Annotated in this window: 22 protein-coding genes; 20 read left to right on the top strand and 2 right to left on the bottom strand. The window is 63.3% G+C overall.

Annotated elements, in window-relative coordinates; all coding sequences use genetic code 11:
• Positions 1–287: 287 nt before the first annotated feature.
• Positions 288–1,475 (bottom strand): type II secretion system F family protein, encoded by a 1,188-nt coding sequence (locus AC07YV_RS27860; protein WP_102702457.1) that lies wholly within the window; start codon positions 1,473–1,475, stop codon positions 288–290.
• A 14-nt stretch (positions 1,476–1,489) separates the two neighbouring features.
• Positions 1,490–1,924 (bottom strand): type II secretion system major pseudopilin GspG, encoded by a 435-nt coding sequence (gene gspG / locus AC07YV_RS27855; RefSeq protein ID WP_102702456.1) that lies wholly within the window; start codon positions 1,922–1,924, stop codon positions 1,490–1,492.
• 202 nt (positions 1,925–2,126) lie between these two features.
• On the opposite strand from gspG, the gene AC07YV_RS27850 reads away from it, so the two are divergent.
• From AC07YV_RS27850 to AC07YV_RS27755, 20 genes are all read left to right on the top strand, one after another.
• Positions 2,127–2,735 (top strand): lytic transglycosylase domain-containing protein, encoded by a 609-nt coding sequence (locus AC07YV_RS27850; protein WP_102702454.1) that lies wholly within the window; start codon positions 2,127–2,129, stop codon positions 2,733–2,735.
• Positions 2,736–2,941: 206 nt separating this feature from the next.
• A complete protein-coding gene (gene mnxG / locus AC07YV_RS27845) occupies positions 2,942–8,761 on the top strand; it encodes a manganese-oxidizing multicopper oxidase MnxG (protein ID WP_494990379.1) in 5,820 nt (1,939 codons plus the stop codon).
• 156 nt (positions 8,762–8,917) lie between these two features.
• Positions 8,918–10,870 (top strand): YncE family protein, encoded by a 1,953-nt coding sequence (locus AC07YV_RS27840; RefSeq protein WP_102702452.1) that lies wholly within the window; start codon positions 8,918–8,920, stop codon positions 10,868–10,870.
• Between the two features lie 12 nt (positions 10,871–10,882).
• The gene (locus AC07YV_RS27835; protein ID WP_102702451.1) at positions 10,883–11,539 is read left to right on the top strand and encodes an SCO family protein; all 657 of its coding nucleotides are present in this window, start codon (positions 10,883–10,885) and stop codon (positions 11,537–11,539) included.
• The gene (locus AC07YV_RS27830) at positions 11,536–12,156 is read left to right on the top strand and encodes an SCO family protein (RefSeq protein WP_102702450.1); all 621 of its coding nucleotides are present in this window, start codon (positions 11,536–11,538) and stop codon (positions 12,154–12,156) included. Before AC07YV_RS27835 ends, AC07YV_RS27830 begins: the two co-directional genes overlap by 4 nt.
• An 8-nt stretch (positions 12,157–12,164) precedes the next feature.
• The gene (locus AC07YV_RS27825) at positions 12,165–13,715 is read left to right on the top strand and encodes a cytochrome c/ABC transporter substrate-binding protein (RefSeq protein ID WP_102702455.1); all 1,551 of its coding nucleotides are present in this window, start codon (positions 12,165–12,167) and stop codon (positions 13,713–13,715) included.
• A gap of 13 nt (positions 13,716–13,728) precedes the next feature.
• On the top strand, positions 13,729–14,682 hold the full coding sequence (locus AC07YV_RS27820) for a peptidylprolyl isomerase (RefSeq protein ID WP_102702449.1): 954 nt from the start codon (positions 13,729–13,731) through the stop codon (positions 14,680–14,682).
• 222 nt (positions 14,683–14,904) lie between these two features.
• Positions 14,905–15,438, top strand: coding sequence for a response regulator (locus AC07YV_RS27815; protein WP_102702448.1), 534 nt, complete (start codon positions 14,905–14,907; stop codon positions 15,436–15,438).
• 84 nt (positions 15,439–15,522) lie between these two features.
• Positions 15,523–17,229 carry a GspE/PulE family protein gene (locus tag AC07YV_RS27810; protein ID WP_102702447.1) on the top strand — a complete coding sequence of 569 codons (1,707 nt, stop codon included), beginning with the start codon at positions 15,523–15,525 and terminating at the stop codon, positions 17,227–17,229.
• A complete protein-coding gene (locus AC07YV_RS27805; protein WP_102702446.1) occupies positions 17,210–18,013 on the top strand; it encodes a hypothetical protein in 804 nt (267 codons plus the stop codon). Before AC07YV_RS27810 ends, AC07YV_RS27805 begins: the two co-directional genes overlap by 20 nt.
• Before the next feature lies 1 nt (position 18,014).
• Positions 18,015–18,560, top strand: coding sequence for a PilN domain-containing protein (locus AC07YV_RS27800; protein WP_102702445.1), 546 nt, complete (start codon positions 18,015–18,017; stop codon positions 18,558–18,560).
• Positions 18,547–19,095: a type IV pilus inner membrane component PilO gene (locus AC07YV_RS27795; protein ID WP_102702444.1), complete on the top strand. Its 549-nt coding sequence runs from the start codon at positions 18,547–18,549 to the stop codon at positions 19,093–19,095. The genes AC07YV_RS27800 and AC07YV_RS27795 overlap by 14 nt, the downstream gene beginning before the upstream one ends.
• The gene (locus tag AC07YV_RS27790) at positions 19,095–19,613 is read left to right on the top strand and encodes a hypothetical protein (RefSeq protein WP_102702443.1); all 519 of its coding nucleotides are present in this window, start codon (positions 19,095–19,097) and stop codon (positions 19,611–19,613) included. The genes AC07YV_RS27795 and AC07YV_RS27790 overlap by 1 nt, the downstream gene beginning before the upstream one ends.
• Complete coding sequence (locus AC07YV_RS27785; RefSeq protein WP_102702442.1) at positions 19,610–21,436, top strand: secretin GspD/PilQ domain-containing protein; 1,827 nt, start codon at positions 19,610–19,612, stop codon at positions 21,434–21,436. Before AC07YV_RS27790 ends, AC07YV_RS27785 begins: the two co-directional genes overlap by 4 nt.
• A 2-nt stretch (positions 21,437–21,438) precedes the next feature.
• A complete protein-coding gene (locus AC07YV_RS27780) occupies positions 21,439–21,912 on the top strand; it encodes a type II secretion system protein (protein ID WP_102702441.1) in 474 nt (157 codons plus the stop codon).
• 4 nt (positions 21,913–21,916) lie between these two features.
• Complete coding sequence (locus tag AC07YV_RS27775; RefSeq protein WP_102702440.1) at positions 21,917–22,291, top strand: type II secretion system protein; 375 nt, start codon at positions 21,917–21,919, stop codon at positions 22,289–22,291.
• A complete protein-coding gene (locus AC07YV_RS27770; protein WP_102702439.1) occupies positions 22,266–22,805 on the top strand; it encodes a type II secretion system protein in 540 nt (179 codons plus the stop codon). The genes AC07YV_RS27775 and AC07YV_RS27770 overlap by 26 nt, the downstream gene beginning before the upstream one ends.
• The gene (gene csgE, locus AC07YV_RS27765) at positions 22,805–23,191 is read left to right on the top strand and encodes a curli production assembly/transport protein CsgE (RefSeq protein WP_371317892.1); all 387 of its coding nucleotides are present in this window, start codon (positions 22,805–22,807) and stop codon (positions 23,189–23,191) included. The genes AC07YV_RS27770 and csgE overlap by 1 nt, the downstream gene beginning before the upstream one ends.
• On the top strand, positions 23,188–23,628 hold the full coding sequence (locus AC07YV_RS27760; RefSeq protein ID WP_102702437.1) for a curli assembly protein CsgF: 441 nt from the start codon (positions 23,188–23,190) through the stop codon (positions 23,626–23,628). Before csgE ends, AC07YV_RS27760 begins: the two co-directional genes overlap by 4 nt.
• Before the next feature lie 31 nt (positions 23,629–23,659).
• A complete protein-coding gene (locus AC07YV_RS27755) occupies positions 23,660–24,502 on the top strand; it encodes a CsgG/HfaB family protein (RefSeq protein WP_102702436.1) in 843 nt (280 codons plus the stop codon).
• The last annotated feature ends 145 nt before the right edge of the window (positions 24,503–24,647 follow it).

Here is a 24,647-nt window from a genome sequence, read left to right as displayed (position 1 = left end):
CCCCCACCGCCACTGCCCCCATCCTTGGCCTGAGCACTGGATACCCCGGACAGGCTGTCCGGAATCAGTACGGTAGACGCCGACAGAACCGCGCCAATAGCTACTGCCAGTAAAAGCTTATTGATGTGCATGTCGTTCTCCGTCTTCTTGTTTGAGCCTGGAACGTTGATGAAGCTTGCAACGTGCTGCATTTTTCCCATGGGAACCTGTTGAACACCTCGGCGGGCTGATTTATTCAGTTGGGTGGTTGAAGAAATGCAACGGACAGCGCGGCCCTGTTCCAAAGGTCAGTGAATACTCGAGGCCAGTTCGAAGATCGGGATGTACATCAGGATCACGATCACCCCGATCAACAGGCCGATGAAGGTCATGAGCAAGGGTTCGAACAGCCGCACGAACCATTCGATCCAGCGGCTGATTTCTTCGTCGTAGAAGTCGGCGCTGCGCTCCATCATCTGCCCGAGGTTGCCGGACTGTTCACCGGCGCGCAGCAGGCGCAGGGACACGGGGGTCACCAGTTGGTTGAGCTCCAGTGCGGTGGACAACGATTGCCCTTCGCGAACCCGTTCGCAGGCCTGGTCCAGCCGGCTGCGGGAGGCGACGGTGAGCAGGTTGCGGACCATGCCCATGGCGGTGACGAGGGGAATGCCGCCTTGCAGCAGGATGCCCAGGGAACGGTAGAAGCGTGCCAGCTCATACATGAAGATGCGCTGGTGCACCGCGGGGAGTTTTTCGATCACGCGGTCCAGCCCCCGCCGAAACGCCGGTTGGCGCTGCAGCAGGACGAGGGCGACGATGATGGCCAGCAAGCCACCGAAGAATTCGCCCTGGTGGGCGTGAAGGAACATGCCGCTGCTCATCAGGATCTGCGACAACCACGGCAGGTTCGACCCCAGCCCTTCGAACACCAGGCTGAAGCGCGGCACGACGTAGCCCATCAAGAACAACACCACGCCGCCGCCCACCACCAGCAACAGCATGGGGTAGATCGACGCGCTGATGATCTTCTGGCGAACCTCGTCCATGCGCTGTCGATAGCTGACATATCGGCCCAGGGCATCGCCGACGGCGCCGGTCTTCTCGCTGGACTGCACCAGCGCCACGTACAAAGGCGGGAAAACGGCCGACAACTGGCCCAGGGCCTGGGAAAACGATTTGCCCTCGTAAAGCAGGCGCACCAGCTCGCTCAGGGTTTTGCGGGCTTGAGGCGCGTTTTCCTTTTCCGCCAGGCTTTCCAGCGCATCGATCAACGGCAGGCCGGCGTTGAGCAAGGTGGTCAACTCTTGGCTGAACAACACCAGGTTGAACGTCTCGCGCCTGTGCAGGCGCAACGCGCGCCAATGTCGCTCGGCGTGCAGGCTGACCACCCGCAGGCCCTGGTCTTCGGCGATGCGCCTGGCTTCGCTTTGCCCCGGCGCATCGACGGTCATTGAGACGACACCGGCTTTGCCGACGGCCTTGAGGTGAAAGCGCATGGTCGCCATGTCCGTCAGTTCCAGTTGGTGACTTCGGCGTTCTCGCCTTCGCCGCCGGGTTGCCCGTCCTTGCCCATGGACAACAGGTCGTACTCGCTGTTTTCACCGGGATAGCGATAGGCGTAGCTGCGGCCCCAAGGGTCTTGGGGGAGTTTTTTCTGCAGGTAGGGGCCGGTCCAGCGCGGTTCGTCGCTGGGCGCGGTGACCAGCGCCTGCAATCCCTGTTCGGTCGAGGGGTAATGGCCGACCTCCAGGCGGTAAAGGTCCAGGGCTTTGCTCAAGCCTTCTATTTGTGCCTTGGCCACTTTCACTTCGGAACGGCCCAGTTGGGCGAAATACTTCGGCGCCACGATGCCGGCCAACAGCCCCAGCACCACCAGCACCACCAACAGTTCGAGCAGGGTGAACCCGCTTTGGGTTCGCCGGGCATAACGCAGATGCTGATTCATGATGACCTCGCACGGTAGGCAGCAGTGTTGCCAGTTGTCATGTCGTTGCATGCAATTGCCATGCTCATGCCCGGTGATCCTTCTGCACCCCCCGTACTATGGGCCTTCTCACTTACGGCACAGTGCTTGCGTATGGCTGTTGCACGACTGGCCATTGGGGCAATACCCCCATTTTTCGGGGCCGGGTAGGGGAGGTCTGATAATGAAATCACTCACCACCGGGTTGCTGGGTCTGCTGGTGTTGACCGGCGCCGCCCAGGCCGATGTGTTTGTTTCCGTGGACGCCAAAGGCAGCTACGTCCTGTCCAATGTCCACCGCCCCGGACGCCACTATGAACGGGTGATCCGTGAACCCGATGCGCCGGTCGTCAGCCTCGACCAGCAGCCGCAGTTGATCGCCGCGCAACCCTACGCCGAACTGGTGGCGGCGGCGGCCACGGCCAACGAACTGCCGGCGGCGCTGCTGCACGCAGTGATCAAGACCGAGTCGAGCTACAACGCCCGTGCTACCTCACCCAAGGGCGCTCGCGGACTGATGCAGTTGATGCCCGACACCGCCCGCGAAATGGGCGTGACCAACGTCTACGACCCCAAGGCCAACATCCAGGGCGGCGCCCGCTATCTCAAGCGCCTGATGACGATGTTCGACAACGATATCCGCCTCGCCGTGGCGGCCTACAACGCCGGCCCGCAAGCGGTGCTCAGCCGCGGCAACGTGGTCCCGCCGTTCGCCGAAACCCAGCGTTATGTGCCCAACGTGCTGAACCAGTATCGGCGTTTGCAGGGGTTGTCCGCGGATGAGCCGCTGTGATCGAAACCCCGGGGGGGATTTCCCCAATAGTGGGGAATGGTGGCCCCAGTCGGAAAGTGGGGGATTGGGTGGGGAATATCCCCCCCGGTTTATCAAGTAGTAGTTATAACTCGCTGAATAATAAAGTTATTTTTTGTGGCATGCGGATTGCTCTCGTCGATTTGTCGTGAAGTTTTCCCTGCAAACCCGTAACGAGGCCCGAGACCATGGTCGGTATATCCCCCGCCCCGTCCCTGATTCATTTGCTGTTGTTGGTGACTTCGATGTTCGGTATCGAGATTGCCAGCGCAGCTGCACGTTGCGAGCGCAACCTGGTGGCCAACGTCGTGGCGTTCGATCAGCCGCTGATGTTCAACCGCCTGGGGGCGCAAAACGTCAACGGCATGATGTTCGCCCTGCGTCGCGATGTGGTCGATGACCATGACATTTCCCTCGCCCAAGGGGGCGCAGCAGTGCCGGGCAAGGTTTCCCTGCGGCCCGACAAGCGTCCGCGTCCGCTGGTGCTGCGTGTGGCTGCCGGCGATTGCCTGACCGTTAATCTGCAGAACCTGCTGGCCTATCAGGCCAATCCGGGCAGTCATGATGCGTTTGAGCAGGAGGGCGAGGAAGAGGAAGAGGGCGGCCAGGGCGGCCATGCCGAAGACTTCAAGGCCGATGAGCAGGTGGCCGACCGTCATGTCGGTTTCCAGGTCAACGGCCTGCAGGCCGTCAACAGCATCGATGACATCGCCTCCTATACCGGTCGCAACGCCAACAGCCTCGTCGCCCCCGGCAGCAGCCGTTCCTACACCCTGTACGCCGAACGTGAAGGCGCGTTCGATGTCAGCAGCCGTGGCGCGACCTTCGGTGGCGAGGGCGCGGCGGGCAACAACGCCAACGGGCTGTTCGCCCAGGTCGTGGTCGTGCCCAAGGGTGGTCGCACTTACCGCAACACCCTGACCGAAGAAGAAATGCGCCTGGCCAGCACCGGACGTACGCCGGCCGGCCAGCCAATCGTCGATTACCAGGCGCGCTACCCGCAGCGCGAGCCGTGGATTCGCGAAGGCAAGGCCGGTACGCCGATCATCAATATGGTGGACGGCAGTGAGATCATTTCCGGCGAAAGCGACGCGATCGTGATGGGCAGTAACGCCGACGGCAGCTTCCCGCCATCGACCTATCCGCTGGAAGCCATGGGCAAACGCAATCCGGCGCTGCCGAACCGGCTGGAGCCGTTCCGCGATTTCGCTTCGCAGTTCCAGGATGAAACCGCCGTCACCCAAGCTTTCCCGGCGTACTTTGCAGACCCGGTGATGGGCCATGTGCTGGAGCCGACCCGCGACTCGTTCATGATCAACTACGGCTCCGGTGGCATGGGCGCTGAAGTGGTCGCCAACCGCCTGGGCGTGGGGCCGATGCACGATTGCCTGTCCTGCGCCTATGAAGAGTTTTTCCTCAGCTCGCACACCGTGGGCGATGTGGCGATGCTGGTGGACGTACCGGCCAACGCCGGCCTGGAAAACATTCGCCCGGGCGAAGTGCCGCGTGCCGATCAGGTCGGGGTCAAGGCGACCATGGCGCTCTATCCGTCGGAGCCGTCCAACGTCAATCACAGCTACATCGGTGACTTCGTCAAGTTCCGCAACACCCACAACGGCTACGAACACCACATCTTCCACCTGCACGGGCATCAATGGCTGTACAACCCGAACGATGACAACACCGATTACCTGGACGCCCAGGGCATCGGCCCGGGTTCGGGCTACACCTATGAAATCGCCAACGGTGGTTCGGGTAACCGTAACCGCGTAGCGGGCGATGCGATCTACCACTGCCACTTCTACCCGCACTTCGCCCAGGGCATGTGGGCCATGTGGCGGGTGCACGATGTGTTCGAAGAAGGCACCCGGCTCGAAGTGTCCCAGCAAGGTGCAGACGGCTTCCACAAAAAACCCTATGCGCTGCGTAGCGGCAAGCCGGCAGCCGGTGCGCGGGCCTTGCCCGACGGCGAAATCATCGCCGGTACGCCGATCCCGGCGGTGGTGCCGCTGCCCGGCAAAGCCATGGCTCCGATGCCGGGCAAGGTCGTTGTGGTGCCGAAAGTCGGCCAGACCCTGATAGCCGCGGGCGACGACGATGACGATGATGACGGCGGCAATGGCGGTGTCAGAGCCATCGGCTCGCTGGCGCTGGTCGATCGCAGCGAAGCCAACCGCAACGCCGACGGCAGCCTGAAAAATCCCGGTTTCCCCTTCTGGATCGGCGGCATGGAAAGTTCGGTCGGCCAACGCCCGCCAACCCCGCCGCTGGACATGCTCGACGCCGCCAAGGCCCAGGCCCTGAAAACCAGCGGCAATGGCTTGTGGGCCAACCTCGACCCGAACCAGTCCGGTGGCTGGGACGGTGGCTTGGGGCGCCATGCGCTGGACGGCGTGTCTGCCGGTGGCGAGGCGCACACGGTGACCACCTCGCTGGACTTCTCCAAGGAAGTGAAGCGGGCCAAACCGATTTACCTGCCGGAAGAGGGGACCGAGGTCGAACAGGCGGCCATGGCCTTCCACGCCAAGAAGGACCACCCCAGCTTTGCCGTGCTGCCGGACAAACAGGTGGTTGCGCGCAACTTCCGCACCAATGGCGCCTTGCCGATTGCCGGTGCACCGTTCTACGAACCCTGCATGGATGATCGGGCCAAGCGCCTGACCAGCAGTGCCGGCAGCGGTGAATACCATAGCGGCGAGCGCATCGACGGCATGTCCTTCACCGGCTCCTCGACCTTCACCGCCGACCGCCCGCGCATCTATAAGGCGGCCAACATCCAGTTCGACGCGGTGTACAACAAGGTCGGCTACCACTTCCCGCAGGCGCGCATCCTGGCGCTGTGGGAAGACGCCTGGCCGGTGATCACCAAGCAGCGTCCGCCGGAACCGCTGGTGATGCGCATGAACACCTTCGACTGCGTGCAGTACCAGCAAACCAACCTGGTGCCGGCCACCTATGAGATGGACGACTATCAGGTGCGCACCCCGACCGATGTGATCGGCCAGCACATTCACTTGCCGAAGTGGGACCTGACGTCCGCCGATGGTTCATCCAACGGCTGGAACTACGAGGACGGCGTGCTTTCCCCGGGTGCCGTGGTGGAGCGCATCCATGCCATCCGCGCGTTCAACCAGTGCCAGGGCACCGACCCGCGTGACGGTACGCCAGCCTGCCCGGTGGCCAAGGCGCATCCGTTCTTTGGTCAATATGGTCGGGCGGACTGGATGGGGGCGCGCACGGCGATGCAGCGCTGGTTCATCGATCCGGTGATCAACACCAAGGGGGTCGACCGTGGCCTGGGGACCATTTTCACCCACGACCACCTCGGCCCGTCGACTCACCAGCAGATCGGCCTGTACGCCACCGTGCTGGCCGAACCCGCCGGTTCCACCTGGTTCCATGCCGAAACGGGCGAGCCGTTGTACAGCGGCGCGCGCTCGGACGGCGGGCCGACTTCATGGCAGGCGGTGATATCGACCGGTGACCTGGACAACGACGGCAAGAACGACAGCTTCCGTGAGTTCTTCCTGGAGTACAGCGACTTCCAGCACGCCTACGAAGCCGGTGTGTACGTCGGCGCCGGCCCCAATGGCGTGCCCAATCCCCAGGCGTTCCCGGCGACGGCCGACAGCTTCCGCTATGCGATCAACCCGCCCGTGCGCAACAACGCCGGCAACCTGCTCGAGTCGGTGGTCGAGGCCCGCGGCGGCATCAAGCCTGGCTGCCCGAGCCGGCCATGTCCGCAAGCGATCTCGGTGGATGACCCCGGCATGTTCGTGGTCAATTACCGCAACGAACCCCTGGGCCTGCGGGTGTTCGACCCGAACAAGGTCGGCCCGGACGGCAAGCGCGGCATGCAGGCCGACGGCCTCGGCGGCGATCTGTCGTTCGCCATGCAAAGCCGTACCGATCGTGCGATCCCTGCGATGAACCTGGCGCCGAACCTGGTGACTTCGGCCACCGGCCCGACCGGCGGAACTACGCTGTTCCCGCCGCACATCAACCGTGGCGGTGCGGAACCGGGCGACCCGTTCACACCGATGCTGCGCACCTACACCGGCGACAACGTGCGGTTGCGGGTGCATGCCGGCGGCCATGAAGAGGAGCACAACGTCACCCTGCACGGTGTGAAGTGGCTGCAAAGCGGCACCGGCTATGGCAACAGCTCCAACTCGGGCTGGCGCGCTTCGCAAATGGTCGGGATTTCCGAGCAGATGGGCTTCATTGCGCCGTTGTCGATGCTCTCCAGTTCCGCGGCGACCACGGGTGACTACCTGTACTCGATGGACGCCTCGATCGAAGGCTACTGGAACGGCATCTGGGGCGTGATGCGCAACTACACCGCGCAACGCAACGACCTGTTCGCGCTGCCGAACAACCCGAAACCGGCGGGCATGCGCAACACCGTGGCGTTTGACGGCACCTGCCCACGGATCAGCGCCAACCCGAACGGCATCGGTACCAGGCCGACCGTGCAGCGCAACTACGAGGTCGTGGCGGCGCTGGCCAACGACATCCTGAGCAATCCGCTGGGGTTATCGATCGGCGACCCCGAGGGGCTTGGCCAGCATGTCGGCGGGCCGCTGAACCCGGCGGGCGGCACCCTGGTGTTCAACTCGCGGACCGTGAGCATTCCCCGGGTGACGGTGACCGATCCCGAGGACGGCGAAACCATCACCATCGGTGGCCAGAGCGGGCCGATCCATGACCCGACCGCGGTCCTGTACGTGCGCAAGGCCGACCTCGACCCGAGCACCGGCAAGCTCAAGCCGGGCGTGCCAGTCGAACCGCTGGTGCTGCGCGCCGCGGCCGGGGATTGCATCAATATCACCCTGGAGAACCGTCTGCCGAGCGTGATGCCTGACCTGGCCCAGACCGCCATCCTGCAGGGGCTGGTCAAGCGTGACCGCAATGACGGCGACGGCTCGACCACCTTCAACAACAACCTGCTGCGGCCCTCCAGCCATGTCGGCCTGCATGCGCAATTGCTGGCCTACGACGTCACCAAGTCCGACGGCACCAACGTCGGCGTCAACCCGATCCAGACCGTGCCACCGCGAGTCGGCAACAGCGGTGCCTACCCGACCCGTACCTACCAGTACTACGCCGGGCACCTGGAGCGTGAAGGCAAACCGGTGACCCAACTGGGCCGCAACGTCGACAACATCAACGCCACGGCGGTGGAGTTCGGCGGCCTGAATTTCACCCCGGCGGATGTGATCAAGCAGCCGCAAAAAGGCCTTGGCGGGGCGATGAGTGTGCTGCCGGCCGGCGCCACCTGGGTCGAGGACGCCAAGCGGGCATCGGCCACGGTCACGGCGACGGGGCAGGCGGTCTACCGTGACTTCGCGATGGTCTGGCAGCGGGCCTTGAACCTGCGGTGGGCGAGTGGACGGCCGGTGGAAGGCATCGCCTCGGAAGGCATGGGCGTGCCGAACGATCCGAAGGACAACGCCGGCATGGCCATCAACTACAAGACCGAGCCCCTGTGGTATCGCTTCGGCCTCGCTCCGGATGCACCGTTCGGCCGCGCGGACGGCTCTGGCTACGGTGACGTGCCCAACGCCCACATGGCCTACAGCAACGCGTTGGTGGGCGGCGATCCACAAACGCCGGTGTTCTACGTCAAACCCGGGCAGCCGTTCCGCACCCATGTGCTGATGCCGACCGGCGGCAGTCGCGGCGCGACTTTCCAGCTCGACGGTCACCTCTGGTCGGTCAACCCGTACCTGTCGGAGAAGAGCGATGTCGACGGCTATCCGATGTGGACCCCCGGCGTCGGTTCGGTGCGGTTCGGCCTGAACCCGATGTCGATGTACATCGGCGCCCGTGAAAGCGTGCTGCCGGCCGCCCACTTCAGCGCCATGCACCCGAGCGCCGGTGGCAGCAATGCGATTGCCGGGGATTACCTGTTCCGTGACAACGCGTCCTTCGGCAACACCGCCGGTCTGTGGGGCTTGCTGCGGGTCACGAATGAACCGGCGCCGACAACGGCACCGGCACCGTAGGAAAGGGGTTGTAAAGCACCACCCCTGTGGGAGCGAGCCTGCTCGCGAAGGCATCACCTCGGTTGTGTGTGGTGCGGCGAATGACGCCATCGCGAGCAGGCTCGCGCCCACCAGGGGCATGCAAGGCAGACACAGATCTGTATAGAGGAAAGTGCTATGGACAGGACCATCAAAATCGTTGGCAGCGCGCTGATCGTCGGCATGGCGCTGATCGGGATCGGCGTGTGGCGAACGGCGCCTGCGAACATGCTCAGCGAGGTCGCCTTGCCCGACACCTGGAGCGACCGGACGCTGGAGCGTGACGGGATTTCGGTGGTCCTTGATGTGAAGCCGCTGGCCGAGGACGGCGTATTGCGTGAGGGCGGCTTCGCCGACGTGCAATTTCGCGTGACGGACAAAGCCTCGGGCCAACCCTTGTCCGGCGTCGCGCCGGGCGCCTGGCTCGACCCGCAAGCGGTCGCCGCCGACCAGGCCCAGGGCCGCGACAGGAGCTGCAAGTCGCGGGTCGGTACCTTCCTCAAATCGAACATCGGCGCACGCCCCTTGCTCGACCTCAACAGCTACTTCCTGCTGGTGATGAACCGTGACGCCAGCGTCTCGGTGATCGATCCGTCGGTGTCTGTCGGCGGCATCACCAGCACCCTGGCGCGGATTGAACTGAAACAGCCGCCGATGGACTGGGTGACGCCCAAAGACAACAAACGAGTGTTTGTCTCGATGCCCGCCGCCGGCGAGGTGGCGGTGATCGACAGTCAAGAGTTCAAGCTGATCGACTCGGTGGTTGCCGGCAGCCATCCGGTGCGCGTGGCGCTGCAACCGGACGAACGCTTGCTGTGGGTCGGCAATAACGCCAAGGCCGACGGGCAATCCGGGGTCACGGTGATTGACGCTGCCAGCCTCAAACCCCTCAAGCACCTGGCCACCGGGGCCGGGCACCACGAAATCGCTTTCAGCAAGGACAGCCGTTTTGCCTTTGTCACCAACCGCGACGACGGCACGCTGAGCATCGTCGACATCGCCAGCCTGAGCATCAGCAAACAACTCAAGACCGGTTCGCACCCGTTGTCGGTGAGGTATTCGCCGTTGTCCGGTGCCGCCTATGTGGCCGATGGCAAGGATGGCACGGTGACCGTCGTCGACGGCAACAGCCAGTCGGTGCGCCGGGTGATCAGGCTCAAGCAGGGCCTGGGCCCGATGGGCTTCAGCGCCGACGGTCGTTTCGGCATCGTGCTCAACACCCTGGAGAACCAGGCCGCGGTGATCGACACCGCCAACGACGCGTTGATCCATGAACTGAACGTCTCCGCCGAGCCCTGGCAAGTGGTGTTCACCAAAGCCTATGCCTACGTGCGCGGGCTGGCTTCGCCCAAGGTCACGATGATCAACCTGGCCTCCCTCGGCGAGGGCCGCACGCCGATCACCCAGGGGTTCGAGGCCGGACCCCAGGCACCGCGGATGGCCGGTGACCTGCCACTGGCGTCAAGCCTGGCGGTATCGCGGGACGACAACGCGGTGTTCGTGGTCAACCCGGTGGACAACACCACCTACTTCTACGCCGAAGGCATGAACGCGCCGATGTCCGGTTACCCCAATCGCGGGCAAGTGGCGCGGGCAGCACTGGTCATTGACCGCAGCCTGCGGGAAATCGCGCCGGGGCTGTACAGCTCGCGGGTCAAGCTACCGGCGGCGGGGCGTTTCGACGTGGCGTTCCTGCTCAACCAGCCGAACATCATCCACTGCTTCAGCACCCTGGTGGAGGAGGACAAGCGGCTCGACCCGCACCGTGGCGTGCCGAAAGTGGAGTTCATGCTCGACAAGTCCACCGCTGACCTGGGCAGCCCGTACCTGGTGCGCTTTCGCATCGTCGAGGGCAAGCAGAAGGCGCAGCGCAGCGGGGTCCGGGATGTCCAGGTGCGCTACTTCCGCGCCCCGACATCGCGACCACAGGAGGTCGCCGCGCTGGAAGTCGCCGACGGTGTCTATGAAGCCCCGGTGACCCTCGACCAGGACGGTGCCTGGTACCTGCACGTGCGTGCGGCGTCCCTGGGCTCGAGTTTCGATGACAAGACCTTTGCCAGCGTCCGGGTCATACCCGGCGATACCCACTAAGAGGAAACTGACATGAACCGATTCGCACATCGCGGCATGCTGACGTTCTGCCTGTTGGCCATCGGTATCGGCCAGGCGCTGGCTCATTCGACGGACGAGCACGCCGGGCACGACAGGGCCGCCAGGAAGGCCGGCCAGGAGACCGCCCGGATCAAAATTGCCGACGTGACCTTGCTGGACCAGAACGGCAAGGTCGTCAGCCTGGAAAAAGACCTGGTGAGCAACAAGATCGTGGTCATGGGGTTCATCTACACCAGCTGCACCACGGTCTGCCCGGTGGTGTCCTCGATCATGGGCAAGGTGCAGAAACAGCTGGGTGCGCGGGTCGGCAGCGAGGTGCAATTGGTGTCGATCAGCATCGACCCGCAGCGTGACGATCCCCAACGCCTGAACGACTACGCCCGCACTTTCCAGCAGGGGCCGGGCTGGAGCTGGCTGACCGGTTCGCCGCAGTCGGTCGATGCCACCCTCAAGGGCCTGGGCGCCTACAGCGGTGACTTCAAGAACCACTCGCCGCTGATTCTGGTGGGCGACGGCAACAACCGCTTCTGGACCCGCTACTACGGTTTCACCGACCCGACGGAACTGGCCCGGGCCGTCGAGAAACTCAGTGGTGAACGCAACACCCACGTCAAGCACACTGCCATTGCCATGGAGCAACAGCCATGAGAGCCATCGACTGGTTTGCCCTGGGCATCTGCTACTGCATTTTCAGTTCAGTGGCGTTTGCCCACGAAGGGCATGAGCAGCCCGCGCTTGCGGTGGCCGCCGCGCAACCGTCCAGCGGCACCCATGACGCGAAGACCTGGTTCACCGACACGCCGTTGCAGGACCAGAACGGCAACACGCTGCGTTTCTATAGCGACACACTGAAAGACCGTGTGGTGCTGCTCAATGTGATTTTCACCCGTTGCGACGATGCTTGCCCGTTGATTACCCGCAAGCTCAAGGAAGTGCGTGAAGTGCTCGGCGACAAGGCCGACGGCATCACCTTTATCTCCCTTACCAGTGATCCGCTGCGGGACACCCCGGCGGTACTCAAGGCTTACACCTTGAAACAGGGCGTCGATGGGCCCCACTGGTTTTTTCTTACCGGCGACAAGGCGCAAATGGACCTTGTATTGGGTCGCATCGGTCAGATCGTGCCGACCCCCGAGCAGCACTCCACCCAGTTGATCGTCGGTGACGTGGCCAACAAACGCTGGAGCAAAATCCGTCCCGATGCCCCGGCGGCCGCCATTGCCCAGCGCCTGCAGCTGCTGGCAATGCCCGTGGCCGGACGCTAGCCATGGCCATCAATACTGCCCTCGTCCTTGGCCTGCTGCTCTTCGGCGGCCTTACGCTCAGCGTCCAGGCGCTGCCGCTGAGCCCCAGCGAAAGTGCCGGCAAGCGCCTGTACCGCGAAGGTGTATCGGCCAGCGGCGAGCCGATCATGGCCCGGGTCGGCGCATCGAACATGGTGCTGCCGGCCACCAGCCTGCCGTGCGCCAACTGTCATGGCGAAGACGGCCTCGGGCGCCCGGAAGGCGGGGTGCGCCCCCCGGACCTGAGTTGGTCGCGGCTGGCCAGCAGCCATGGCCAGCAGCACATCAACGGCCGCAGTTACCCGGGCTACAGCGACAGCACCCTGGCGCGGGCGGTGCAGGAGGGGCGCGACCCCGGCAACAACCGGCTCGATCCGTCGATGCCACGGTTCGTGTTGTCGATGAACGATCAACGCAACCTGACGGCATACCTCAAGCGCCTGGCCGAAGACCGCGATCCGGGCCTGACCCCCGACAGTCTGCACCTGGGCACGTTGCTGCCGGGCACCGGGCCATTGAGCGAGGAGAGCGGCACGGTGGCGGCGGTGCTCAAGGGCTGCGTGACGCGTATCAACGCGGCGGGGGGTATTCACGGCCGGCAGTTGCGCCTGACCATCCTCGACCCCGGTACCGATCACGCCAGTGCCGAAAAGGCGCTGGACCGGCTGATCGATGAAGAGCAGGTGTTCGCCCTGATCGCCCCGCTGGCGCCGGCCTTGGACGTGGACCTCGCCATGCGCCTGGAACGGGCCGGCATTCCCCTGATCGGGCCGCTGTCCTTGCAGGGCACGCCCCACGCCAGCCCGCAGATATTCGAACCACTGCCGGGGCTTCGTGAGCAATTGATCGCCCTGGCCGATTACGCCAGTGCCAGCCTGCGGGTGCTTCAGGGGCCGACGCTGATCGCCTATCCGGACGAATCCGGCCAACGGCTGGCGGCGCAGGAACTCGGCCAGTACTTGCAGGGGCACGCCTGGCAAAAGGTGCGCCTGCAAGCCTACGACCCGAGCGGGGATGATTTGCCCCTGGGCTCGCGCTCGGTGTTTTACCTGGGCACCAGCAGCGGCTTCAGCCGGCTGGCCGAGCGCCTGCAAACGGCGGGGCAGGTGCCTTACCTGTTCGCTACCTCGAACCAGGTGGCGGGCAATCTGACGCAGGTGCCCAGCGGATTTTCCCGGCGGGTGTTCCTGGCCTATCCGTTCGTGCCCAGCGACTGGACCCAGGCCGGGCGCCTGGCCCTGACCCAGTTGCGCGAACACCAGGGCCTCGGTGGCCAGCACGCGATACTGCAAGTGGGCGCGTTCAGTTCGATGATGCTGCTCAGCGAAGGCATGAAGCAGGCCGGGCGGGATGCCAGCCGCGAAAAGCTGGTCAGCGCCCTGGAAGGCCTGCATGACTTCGATACCGGGCTGACACCCCTGATGAGCTTTGGTCCTGGCCGACGCCTGGGCTTGAGTGGTGCCCATATCGTCACGGTGGATCTGCCGGACCAGCGATTCTATCTGGTCGCCCCCTATAAACCTGTCGCTGCCACGCCCTGACCGGAGGCCGATCATGAAACTCAACGCTTTGCTGGTCCTGCTGACGCTATGGGTGCCCGTGGCGTGGTGCAGCAATGGTCCGGCCGCGGCGCGGGTCAATGGCGAGGAAATTTCCCAACTGCGCCTGGAGCGCTACTTCGCCGAATACCTGGAAGATCAGGGCCGGGCGGTAGGCAACATCCGCAATCCGAAAGCCTACAAGCAACTGCGCAAGGCCGCGCTGGATGCCTTGATCGACCGCGAATTGCTGTGGCAGGAAGCCGTCAAGCGCGGCGTGGTGATCAGTGATGCCGTGGTCAAGGACCAGATCGATCAGACCCGTCAGGCCATGGGCGGAGCCGAGGTGTTTGCCAGGCGTCTGGAAGAGGCCGGTTTCGACGAGGCCGGTTACACCGAATACACCCGCCGTGAACTGGCGGCCCGGCAAGTGTTCGATGACCTCATCCAGGCCGCCGGCCCGGACGAAAAACAGGTCCGGGCGTACTACGAAGAACACCGTGACGAGCTGAACCGGCCCGAAGAAGTGCGGGCCCGGCATATCCTGGTCAAGGTAGCGCCCGGTGCGGATGCTTCCACTGTCGAGGCCGCGCGACTACGCTTGATGGCGATAAGGGCGTCCATCGTTGCCGGGGCCGATTTCGCCAGCGTTGCCCGTAGCGGGTCCGAAGACGCGTCGGCCAGCGAAGGGGGTGACCTGGGCTACTTTCCCCGTGGGCGGATGCTGCCGGAGTTCGAGGCTGCCGCGTTTGCCCTGGCACCGGGGGCCCTCAGCGAACCCGTGCGCACGTCGGTGGGCTGGCATCTGATTTATTCAGAGAACCACAGGGAGGCGATCCATGTCCCAGAGGAACAAGGACTTGAGATGGTCAGGGCTTACCTTGCCCGGCAGCAACAGGTTCAGGCGCGCTTGCAGGCATTGGCACAATTGCGTTCGCGTAATCGGATCGAGCGGATTGATGATGACTAGGGTGTTCCCCAACAATGGGGGAAAAACGTCAATGCCCATCCGATCGCTTTCCCCGTTTTTGGGGGATGGGATTGCTGGACGAAAAGGCATTGTTTTTAAATTCAAGGACATGAAGGTCTAAATTTACCGGCGCTCAGTCTGGCATGAAGTGTGCGTTAGTCCTCTCAGGGCACGCGCTCCGCCAGGTTCAAAACCCGGACCTGCGGTTTCAAGGAGTCGACCTTGTTAAATAAAGTACTGGTTGTTGATGACGAACAGCTGCTGGCGGAAAACCTCCAGGGTTACCTGCAGGCGCAAGCGCTGGAAGTCCGGATTGCTCACGACGGTGCACATGGAATCGCCGAAGCAGACGATTTCGCACCCGATGTGATGGTGTTCGATTACCGCTTGCCCGATATGGAAGGCTTTCAGGTGCTCGATGCCGTCCGCCAGAACAGGAAGTGCCATTTTGTGCTGATCACAGGGCATCCAACCGCGGAAGTTTGCGAGCGGGCCCGGCTACTGGGAGTCAGCCATATCCTGTTCAAGCCCTTTCCGTTGGCGGAATTGGCCCGTGCAGTGCTTGATCTTCTGGGCAGGCGACGCGAGCCCAGGCCGGGTGTGAGCACCTCCGAAGGATTCGTCGAACGACGCCAGAGCAGGACCGAGAGTTTCCCGCTGCAGTTGTACGACGGTAGTTGGGTGCTTGCAGATCGCCGAAAAAATACATCGGCCTCCAAGGCGCCAGACGACGAACAATTGCTCACCGGGGAGTAGTGGCGCGACAAGACGTTCCGGCCTGTGCCGAAATGGCTCGCCGCGCCGACAGGGCTCAAAGCCCCGGGCGTTGGAGAGCATGCCATGGACCGTCTATCCCTTGCCGTAGAACCGGCGCAAGTGGAAGGTGTACCGACTCGTTTCACCAGTGAACAACTGGCCCAGGCCCGCGCCCTGGCCACCAGTTCCGGCGAGCGGATGCTGGACACCCTCGGGGAGTTGAGTGAACTGGCTCCCATGCCTTTCATCCAGTGCCTGGGTGTAACCCTGCACTACCCGGTGCTCGACACCGACAGCCTGTTCAGTGCCACCCCGGTGTTCGACCGGGTGACCCTGGCCCAATGCCTCAAGCGTGAATTCATCCTGCTGCGTCACGACGACGCGGTCATCGGCGTGTTCGCCGACCCCTTCGACAGCGCACGCCTGGCCTGGATCGATGAATGCCTGCACGGCGCGCCGCTGTACCTGGTGCATGCCGACGACCTGAAGGCCTACCTTGCGCGTCACGAAGAAAGTTTCCACGCGGTGGAATCGCTCAACGCCCAGGCCGAGGGCGGAGCCGAGATCGACACCCTGCAAAGCCTGTCCCTGACCAGCATCAGCGAAGACGCCAGCGTGGTGGTCAAGCTGGTCAACTCGACGCTGTACGACGCGCTGAAAATGCACGCCAGCGACATCCACCTCGGCACCACCGGCAGCGGCCTGGTGATCAAGTACCGGATCGACGGTGTGCTCAACAACATCAGCAAGATCCAGGGCAGCGAGTTCGCCGAGCAAGTGATTTCCCGGGTCAAGGTCATGGCTGAACTGGACATCGGCGAAAAACGCGTGCCCCAGGACGGTCGTTTCAAGATCGGCATCAGCGGCCGGCAGATCGACTTCCGGGTGTCGATCATGCCGAGCATCTTCGGCGAAGACGCGGTGCTGCGGGTGCTCGACAAACAGGACCTCGCCGACAAAGTCTGTGGCGTGCAACTGCAGGCCCTGGGCTTTGAAGAAGATACCCTGCGCCAGTTGCGCCGGCTGGCCGCCGAACCCTACGGCATGGTGCTGGTGACCGGGCCTACCGGTAGCGGCAAGACCACCACCCTGTACGCGATGATCACCGAGATCAACCACGGCGTGGACAAGATCATCACCATTGAAGACCCGGTGGAATATCAACTGCCGGGCGTACTGCAAATCCCCGTCAACGAGAAAAAGGGCCTGACCTTCGCCCGGGGCCTGCGCTCGATCCTGCGTCATGACCCGGACAAGATCATGGTCGGTGAAATCCGCGACCCGGACACCGCACAGATCGCCGTGCAATCGGCGCTCACCGGTCACCTGGTGTTCACCACCATCCACGCCAACAACGTGTTCGACGTGATCGGCCGGTTCACCCAGATGGAAATCGATCCCTACAGCCTGGTCTCGGCACTCAATGCCGTCCTGGCCCAGCGTTTGATCCGCCTGGTCTGCACCAGTTGCAGCACCCCTTACAGCCCGACAGAAGAAGAGCTGGAGGTCTCGGGGCTCGATCCGCAAAAGGTCGCTCACTACACGTTCGTCCACGGCAAGGGTTGCGGGCATTGCCGGGGCACCGGGTATCGCGGGCGCAGTGCGATTGCCGAGCTGCTGCACCTGGATGACGAACTGCGGCAAATGATCGTCGAGCGCCAACCCATCTCGAAAATCAAGGCCCATGCCTGCAAACGTGGCTTGCGCCTGTTGCGCGAGTCGGCGCTGGAGATGGTCGAACAAGGCCGGACCACTCTCGAGGAGATCAATCGTGTCACTTTTATCTCGTGAGCAATTTGTCGCCGTGCTCGGCGCCAGCGGTGTAGGCCTGGGGCATCGGCAAGGCAGTGCAACCCACTGGCTGGGCAGCGTCGGCTACATCGACGAAGGTTTCCAGGCCTGGGCGGTGGCCCTCGACACCCTCGACCGTTTGCTGGCCGAGCACGCCGTTGCCAGGGCGGAACTGACGGTGGTGGTCTCCGGACACTTCAGCCGCTATTGCCTGGTGCCCTGGAGCGATCAGATCAGCAGCCCGGCCGAATTGCTCGGCTTCGCCCAACTGTGTTTCGAAGATCTCTACGGTGCGCCGACGCAACCCTGGAGCCTGGTGCTGTCGGCCGAGCCTGCCGGTTATGACCGTATCGCTACCGCGCTGCCCCAGGACTTGCTCGACCGCCTGCGCGCCCTGGTCAGCGCGCGTGGCTTGCGCCTGCGTTCGGTGCAGCCGTACCTGATGGCGGCGTTCAACCATTTCGATAAAAGCCTTGATGCCGAGGACTTCCTGTTCGTGGTCGCCGAACCGGTACGCAGCGTGATGCTGCTGGCCCGGGAAGGGCGCTGGACTTCGGTGCGTTCGGTGGGCAGCAGCGACAGTGATGCGGCCCTGACGGCGCTGATCGGCCGTGAGAACCAGTTGCAGGCATCCACCAGCGAACGGCCGTTGACGGTCTACCTGCATGCGCCGGCGCGCATCGACTCGCACCCTGATGTGCCCGGTGTGCATCTGCGCACCCTCGAAGAAGACCGGACAGCCGTACGCGATTGCCTGTACGTCATGTCTCGGGCGGTGGCCTGACATGCGCCCCCTGATGCTCGACTTCCAGCCGCGCCGCCGTGCAGGCCCCCTGGGCTGGAGCCTGCTGGCCGGTGGCGTGGTGCTGACACTGAGTTGCGCGCTGGTGCAGCAGCACCTGAGCAACGAGGCCGAACAACAGCAGGGCCACCTGCAAACCACCCAGCGGGTGCTCACCGGCGACAACGGCAGCAAGCCCGGCCTGACCCCGGCGGAAACTCGCGAGCAGGCGCAGAACCTGGCCGAAATGCGCAAGGTCTCCCAGCAGTTGCGCCGCCCTTGGGAGCGTCTGTTCGCCACGCTGGAAGCCATGCCGCGGGACAACATTGCCCTGCTGACCCTGACCCCGGACGCCCGCAAAGGCCAGGTCCGGATCAGCGCCGAGGCGATGGACCTGGACGCCATGCTCGATTTCCACCGCCGCCTCGAAGCCAGCGACGAGCTGTCCGACGTGTCGCTGCTGAGCCACGAAATTGTCGCCAACGTGCCGGAACACCCGGTGCAGTTCAACCTGTCGGCTACCTGGGAGATCGGCGATGCAAATCCATAAATTGATCGTCCACGAATACCTGCAAGGCCTGGGCGTTCCGGGGCTGGCAGGGTTGGCCATGCTGGTGCTGGCGCTGAGCTATGGCCTGGTCGGATTGCTGCCGGACTGGCAGTCGCTGCAAAGCCTCAGCCAGCAGACCCGCGAAGCCACCGAGTACCTGGCCAAGGTCGAAGACGGCACGGTGGCCGCACCGGTGGTGCCGCAGCGCCAGCTCGACGACTTCCGCAGCAAGTTGCCGTCCCAGCCCCAGGCCACCGTGGCCATCGACAAGATCTACGCCCTGGCCGCCCAGGAGCGCATCACCTTGTCCCGGGGTGAGTACTCCCTGGGCGTGGACCCCAAGACGCACCTGGCCCGTTATCAGATTCTGCTGCCGGTACGTGGCAGCTATCCGCAACTGCGGCGTTTCCTGCACGCCTTGCTCGGCCAGTTGCCGGCGGTGGTGCTGGAGGATGTGGAGCTGCAGCGCAAGAAGATCGCCGATACCGACCTGACCGGGCGGATCCGCATGACCCTTTACCTGTCGAGGTCATGATGAATACCAAACGAGTGGTGGGTTGGGTGGCGTTCTTCGGTGTAGCGGCCGCGCTCGCCTGGTTCCCCGAATACTTCAAGCAGGCTGACGACAGCGACCCGGCGCTGGTCGCCGTGGCCACGTCAGCCAAAGGCAAGGCCCCCGGCGCAGCGGCGGCTGCATCGAGCGCCGCGGCGGTCGTACCGATCAAGGACCTGAGCCCGGCAGGCGACCTGTTCGCCGCCCGCAGCTGGAAAGCGGAGCCGGTCCTCGGCACCGTCATTGAACAACCGGTAGTCGTGACCCCAGAGGTGCAGGTCCCCACTGCACCGCCGTTGCCCTTCCAGTTTGTCGGCAGGCTGGATGACCGTTCCGATCTGCAGGTGTTCTTGCAGAGCGGCGAAAAAATATACGTCGTACGCAAAGGGGATGTCATCGACGAAACCTGGCGGATCGAGCGCATTTCCAACGAGGAGCTGAGCCTGGTCTACCTGCCTCTGCATTTAGCTCAGACTCTGTCTGTGGGGAGTACGGAATGAACAAATCCCGTTTGCTGATGAGCCTTTGTCTCTGCGCAGGGCTGGCTGCATGCAGTTCGGCGCAGGTCGCCAAGGAAGAAGCTTCCGCCCTGATGGAATCTGGCCAGTACGAAGCCGGCCTGGCTCGCATCGAACAGGGGTTGCGCGAGAACCCTCGCGATACCGATCTGCACATAGCACTCAACAGTGGTCGGGCCCGCGCCGTGACGGCACTGCTGACCCAGGCCGACATGGACCGGGCCCAGCGTAATTTTGCCGGGGCCCGCATGGGCTACAGCCGGGTCCTGGGTATCGAGCCGAACAACCGTCGTGCCCAGGACTCCCTGCGCCAGCTCGACTACCTGCGCAGCATGGACGAGAAACTCGAAATGGCCCGTGGCGACCTGCGTCGCGGTGACATCTACGGTGCCGACCGCCAGGTCAAGCAGATTCTCGAACTGGACCCGCAGAACGAGGGAGCCCGGGAACTGCAAGACAGCATCCGCCTGGTGCAGAGCCGCAACGTGGTGCAGTACCCGCAGTTGCGTACACGCCTGGACCGGCCGGTGACCCTGGAGTTTCGCGACGCCAACCTGAAGACCATTTTCGAAGTGCTGTCCCAGGTCGCCGGCCTGAACTTCATCTTCGACAAGGACCTGCGCCCGGACATGAAAGCCACGATCTTCGTACGTGACGTGCGCATCGAAGACGCCGTGGAATTGCTGCTGCAACAGAACCAGTTGCACCAGAAAGTGGTGAATGAAAACACCTTGCTGATTTACCCGGACTCGCCGCAGAAGCTCAAGGATTACCAGGAGCTGGTGATGCGCACCTTCTACCTGACCAGCATCGATGCCAACACCGCGCTGAACATGATCAAGACCATGCTCAAGACCCGCGACGTGTTCGTCGATGAACGCCTCAATACCCTGACCATGCGCGACACCGGCGACGCCATCCGCATGGCGGAAAAACTCCTGCAATCGCAGGACCAGTCCAACCCCGAAGTGGTGCTGGAAGTGGAAGTGATGGAAGTGGCCCGTCAGCGCATTCTCGACCTCGGCCTGCAATGGCCCAACACCTTCGGTGTGATCAACAGCGACGGCTCGCCAGTGTCCATCCTTGACCAGCTCAAAGGCATCGACTCCAGCCGCATCTCCATCAGCCCGGCGCCCCAGGCCAAGATCAACGCCCAGGACAAGGACATCAACACCCTGGCCAGCCCGGTGATCCGGGTGAGCAACCGCGAACAGGCGCGCATCCACATCGGTCAGCGCGTGCCGATCATCAGCGCCACCTCGGTGCCTTCGACCCAGGGCCCGGTGATCACCGAAAGCGTGACTTACCTCGACGTCGGTCTGAAGCTTGAAGTGCAGCCCATCGTGCACCTGAACAACGAAGTGGCGATCAAGATCGCGCTGGAAGTCAGTAACGCCACGCCGCTGACGCCGACCGCCCAGGGCACCATTCCCGTCCAGGTCGATACCCGCAACGCCCAGACCACCTTGCGTCTGCATGATGGCGAAACCCAGATCCTCGCCGGTCTGGTGCGCAACGACCATGGCAGCAGCGGTAACAAGATCCCTGGCCTTGGCGACATTCCTGGCCTTGGCCGCCTGTTCGGCAGTAACAAGGACGATGTCAGCAAGTCCGAACTGGTGCTGTCGATCACCCCGCGGATCGTGCGCAACCTGCCGTACCAGAGCCCGTCGGACATGGAATTCCCGACCGGCACCGAAACCAGCATGCACATCCAGGCCCCTGACCGTTCGATGAACACGACGGTTCAGACCGGCCCCATGAGCGCACCGATCGCCACCACCGTTACCGTCGGAAAGCCTTGATCATGAACGCCTCGCAACGCGGTTTTACCCTGATCGAAGTCGTGGTGACGCTGGCCCTGGTCGGCCTGTTGGCCGGCATGGCCGCACCGCTGACCGAGACGGTGGTGCGCCGGGGCAAAGAGCAGGAACTGCGGACCGCGCTGTACCAGATCCGCGATGGCATCGACGCCTACAAGCGTGCCTTCGACGCCGGTTATATCGAGAAGTCGCTCGACAGCAACGGCTACCCGCCGAACCTGAAAGTGCTGGTCGACGGTGTACGTGACGTGCGCAGCGCCAAGGGGGCCAAGTTCTATTTCCTGCGGCGCATCCCCCGTGATCCGCTGGCCACCGTCAAGCGTGACGACGAGGGCGGCTGGGGCCTGCGTGCCTATGACAGTTCGGCTGAGAACCCGCGGGCGGGCCAGGACGTCTTTGACGTTTACTCCAAGGCCCGGGGCAAGGGTCTCAACGGCATCGCCTATCGTGAGTGGTGAGCATATGCGTCGGCAAAAGGGTTTTACCCTGTTGGAACTGATGGTGGTCATGGCAATCATCGCGACCCTGATGACGATCGCCATGCCACGCTATTTCACCAGCCTGGAAGCCTCGAAAGAGACCACCCTGCGCCAGAGCCTGTCGTCCATGCGCGAGGCGCTGGACCACTACTACGGCGACACCGGGCGTTATCCCGACTCCATCGAACAGCTGGTCGAACTGCGCTACCTGCGTAACCAGCCGCTGGACCCGATTGCCGAGCGCAAGGATACCTGGGTCATGGTCCCGCCACCGGAAGGCGTGGCGGGCGGGGTGGCCGATATCAAGAGTGGCGCCTCCGGGAGGGCTCGTGATGGCAGCCTTTACTCCGAATGGTAAGCCTTCGGGCCAGGACGGCTTCACCTACCTGGGTGTGCTGTTTCTGATTGTCGTGATGGGCATGGGCCTGGCCAGTGCCGGCGAGTTGTGGGCCACCGCTTCACGCCGGGACCGGGAAAACCAGTTGCTCTGGGTCGGTACGCAGTATGCCCAGGCGCTGCGCAGCTATTACCGCAGTTCGCCCGGCGTCGCCATGTACCCGAAAGAACTCGCGGACCTGTTGCAGGACGAGCGCTTCCCGTCGGCCATGCACCATATCCGCCAGTTGTACCCGGAGCCGATGACGGGGGGCGAATGGGAGCTGATACGCGGTGTCGACGGACGGATCAGCGGTGTGTACTGCCCCTCCACGGAGAAACCGCTCAAGCAGGTGAACTTTCCCAGCCAGTGGTCGGACTTCAACGGCATGGCCAGCTACAAGGACTGGCAGTTCGTGGCCGAGAAAGCCTTCCTCGATGACACCAGCGGGCAGCCCAAAGCACAGTCCACCGCACCTGAGGCATTGCAGCCTTGATCCGGCACTGGCTCGCGGCACTGGTCCTGTCGCTGGGGGCGAGCTTCGCCTCGGCGCAAGACGACGAGATGCTGGGGTTCATCATCGACGACACGATTTCGCACATCGGCCATGACTTTTATTACTCGTTCAGTGAGCGCCTGCGTGCCACCAGCCCGATGGACTTCAACCTGGTGGTACGCGAAAGACCTTCGGCGCGCTGGGGCAGCCTGGTGACCGTGGAGTTTCAGCAACGACTGGTTTATCGGCGCTTCCTGCCGCCGAACACAGTGGAGTTGAAAGACGAGGCCTATGAGGCTGCCGACCAGGTTCGCATGGAGATCGTGCGGCGCAAGCTGGAAGCCTTGTTGCAGGACACCACCGACCTTGAGAGGGACGAACTATGAAGGAAACAACTTTCGGCAAGCGTACGGGACTGTGGTTGCTCGGCCTCTGGTTTGCCGGGGCGGGAAGTGCTGGCCTGGTCCATGCCACAGAGCTGGTCTACACCCCCATCAACCCGGCGTTCGGCGGCAATCCGTTGAACGGCACCTGGCTGCTCAACAACGCCCAGGCGCAGAACGACTACGACGATCCCGATCTGAACAACCGTACCGCTGTGGTCGGCACTTCGGCCCTGGAACGGTTTACCAGTCAGTTGCAATCGCGGTTGCTGGGGCAACTGCTGGACAACATCTCCACGGGCAACACCGGGAGCCTGTCGACTGACGCCTTTATCGTCAACGTCATCGACGACTCGGGGGCATTGACGATCAACGTGACCGACCGGGCAACCGGTGAAGTGTCGGAAATCCAGGTAAACGGCATCACCACCACCCCTTGATGGGGATATGGGCCGATGGGGAGTTACGGATATGAAAAGAATAATGGTGCTAGGGATGCTGTTGGCGGTGCTTTCCGGCTGTGGTCTGCGTGAACCGATGTCCGCTGAACAGGACACGGAAACGCCGACCCTGACCCCCAGGGCCTCGACCTATTACGACTTGTTGAACTTGCCGCGCCCCAAGGGCAAGTTGATGGCCGTGGTGTACGGCTTTCGCGACCAGACCGGGCAATACAAGCCAACCCCGGCCAGCTCGTTTTCCACCAGCGTGACCCAGGGCGCGGCGAGCATGCTGATGGACGCCTTGCAGGCCAGTGGCTGGTTCGTGGTACTGGAGCGTGAAGGGCTGCAAAACCTGTTGACCGAGCGCAAGATCATCCGCGCCTCGCAAAAGAAACCCAATACACCGGTGAACATCCTCGGTGAACTGCCGCCGCTGCAGGCGGCAAACATGATGCTCGAAGGCGGGATCATCGCCTACGACACCAACGTGCGCAGTGGCGGGGAAGGGGCTCGCTATCTGGGCATCGACATTTCCCGTGAGTACCGCGTGGATCAGGTCACGGTGAACCTGCGGGCGGTGGACGTGCGCAGCGGGCAGGTGCTGGCCAACGTGATGACCAGCAAGACCATTTATTCGGTCGGTCGCAGTGCCGGGGTGTTCAAGTTCATCGAGTTCAAGAAGCTGCTTGAGGCCGAGGTCGGCTATACCACCAACGAGCCGGCGCAGTTGTGTGTGTTGTCGGCGATCGAGTCGGCGGTGGGGCATTTGCTGGCCCAGGGGATCGAGCGGCGGTTGTGGCAGGTGGCGGGGGACAATTCCCAGCCTGCGCAGAATGAGACGCTGGAGCGGTATCTGACGCAGAACAAGTAGGAGCTGCCGAAGGCTGCGATCTTTTGACCTTGGCGGCCTTTGAGCCGACCAGGTTCTTGGGTGATTGAGTACATATCCGTTTTTTAGGTAACGGCGGCTTATGGTTTCGCCCTTACGGCGAGTCACTTTTAACAAGCGCCTTAAA

The sequence above is a fragment of the Pseudomonas sp. GW456-E7 genome (genome assembly GCF_059424105.1).
The sequence above is the reverse complement of the archived record's forward strand: the minus strand, read 5'-3'. Positions and strand labels throughout refer to the sequence as shown.

Bases quoted from the DNA above. Each gene is read 5' to 3' on its own strand.
- AC07YV_RS27860 (WP_102702457.1), bottom strand. From the start codon at position 1,475: ATGCGCTTTCACCTCAAGGCCGTCGGCAAAGCCGGTGTCGTCTCAATG.
- gspG (WP_102702456.1), bottom strand. From the start codon at position 1,924: ATGAATCAGCATCTGCGTTATGCCCGGCGAACCCAAAGCGGGTTCACC.
- AC07YV_RS27850 (WP_102702454.1), top strand. From the start codon at position 2,127: ATGAAATCACTCACCACCGGGTTGCTGGGTCTGCTGGTGTTGACCGGC.
- mnxG (WP_494990379.1), top strand. From the start codon at position 2,942: ATGGTCGGTATATCCCCCGCCCCGTCCCTGATTCATTTGCTGTTGTTG.
- AC07YV_RS27840 (WP_102702452.1), top strand. From the start codon at position 8,918: ATGGACAGGACCATCAAAATCGTTGGCAGCGCGCTGATCGTCGGCATG.
- AC07YV_RS27835 (WP_102702451.1), top strand. From the start codon at position 10,883: ATGAACCGATTCGCACATCGCGGCATGCTGACGTTCTGCCTGTTGGCC.
- AC07YV_RS27830 (WP_102702450.1), top strand. From the start codon at position 11,536: ATGAGAGCCATCGACTGGTTTGCCCTGGGCATCTGCTACTGCATTTTC.
- AC07YV_RS27820 (WP_102702449.1), top strand. From the start codon at position 13,729: ATGAAACTCAACGCTTTGCTGGTCCTGCTGACGCTATGGGTGCCCGTG.
- AC07YV_RS27810 (WP_102702447.1), top strand. From the start codon at position 15,523: ATGGACCGTCTATCCCTTGCCGTAGAACCGGCGCAAGTGGAAGGTGTA.
- AC07YV_RS27800 (WP_102702445.1), top strand. From the start codon at position 18,015: ATGCGCCCCCTGATGCTCGACTTCCAGCCGCGCCGCCGTGCAGGCCCC.
- AC07YV_RS27795 (WP_102702444.1), top strand. From the start codon at position 18,547: ATGCAAATCCATAAATTGATCGTCCACGAATACCTGCAAGGCCTGGGC.
- AC07YV_RS27790 (WP_102702443.1), top strand. From the start codon at position 19,095: ATGAATACCAAACGAGTGGTGGGTTGGGTGGCGTTCTTCGGTGTAGCG.
- AC07YV_RS27785 (WP_102702442.1), top strand. From the start codon at position 19,610: ATGAACAAATCCCGTTTGCTGATGAGCCTTTGTCTCTGCGCAGGGCTG.
- AC07YV_RS27780 (WP_102702441.1), top strand. From the start codon at position 21,439: ATGAACGCCTCGCAACGCGGTTTTACCCTGATCGAAGTCGTGGTGACG.
- AC07YV_RS27775 (WP_102702440.1), top strand. From the start codon at position 21,917: ATGCGTCGGCAAAAGGGTTTTACCCTGTTGGAACTGATGGTGGTCATG.
- AC07YV_RS27770 (WP_102702439.1), top strand. From the start codon at position 22,266: ATGGCAGCCTTTACTCCGAATGGTAAGCCTTCGGGCCAGGACGGCTTC.
- AC07YV_RS27760 (WP_102702437.1), top strand. From the start codon at position 23,188: ATGAAGGAAACAACTTTCGGCAAGCGTACGGGACTGTGGTTGCTCGGC.
- AC07YV_RS27755 (WP_102702436.1), top strand. From the start codon at position 23,660: ATGAAAAGAATAATGGTGCTAGGGATGCTGTTGGCGGTGCTTTCCGGC.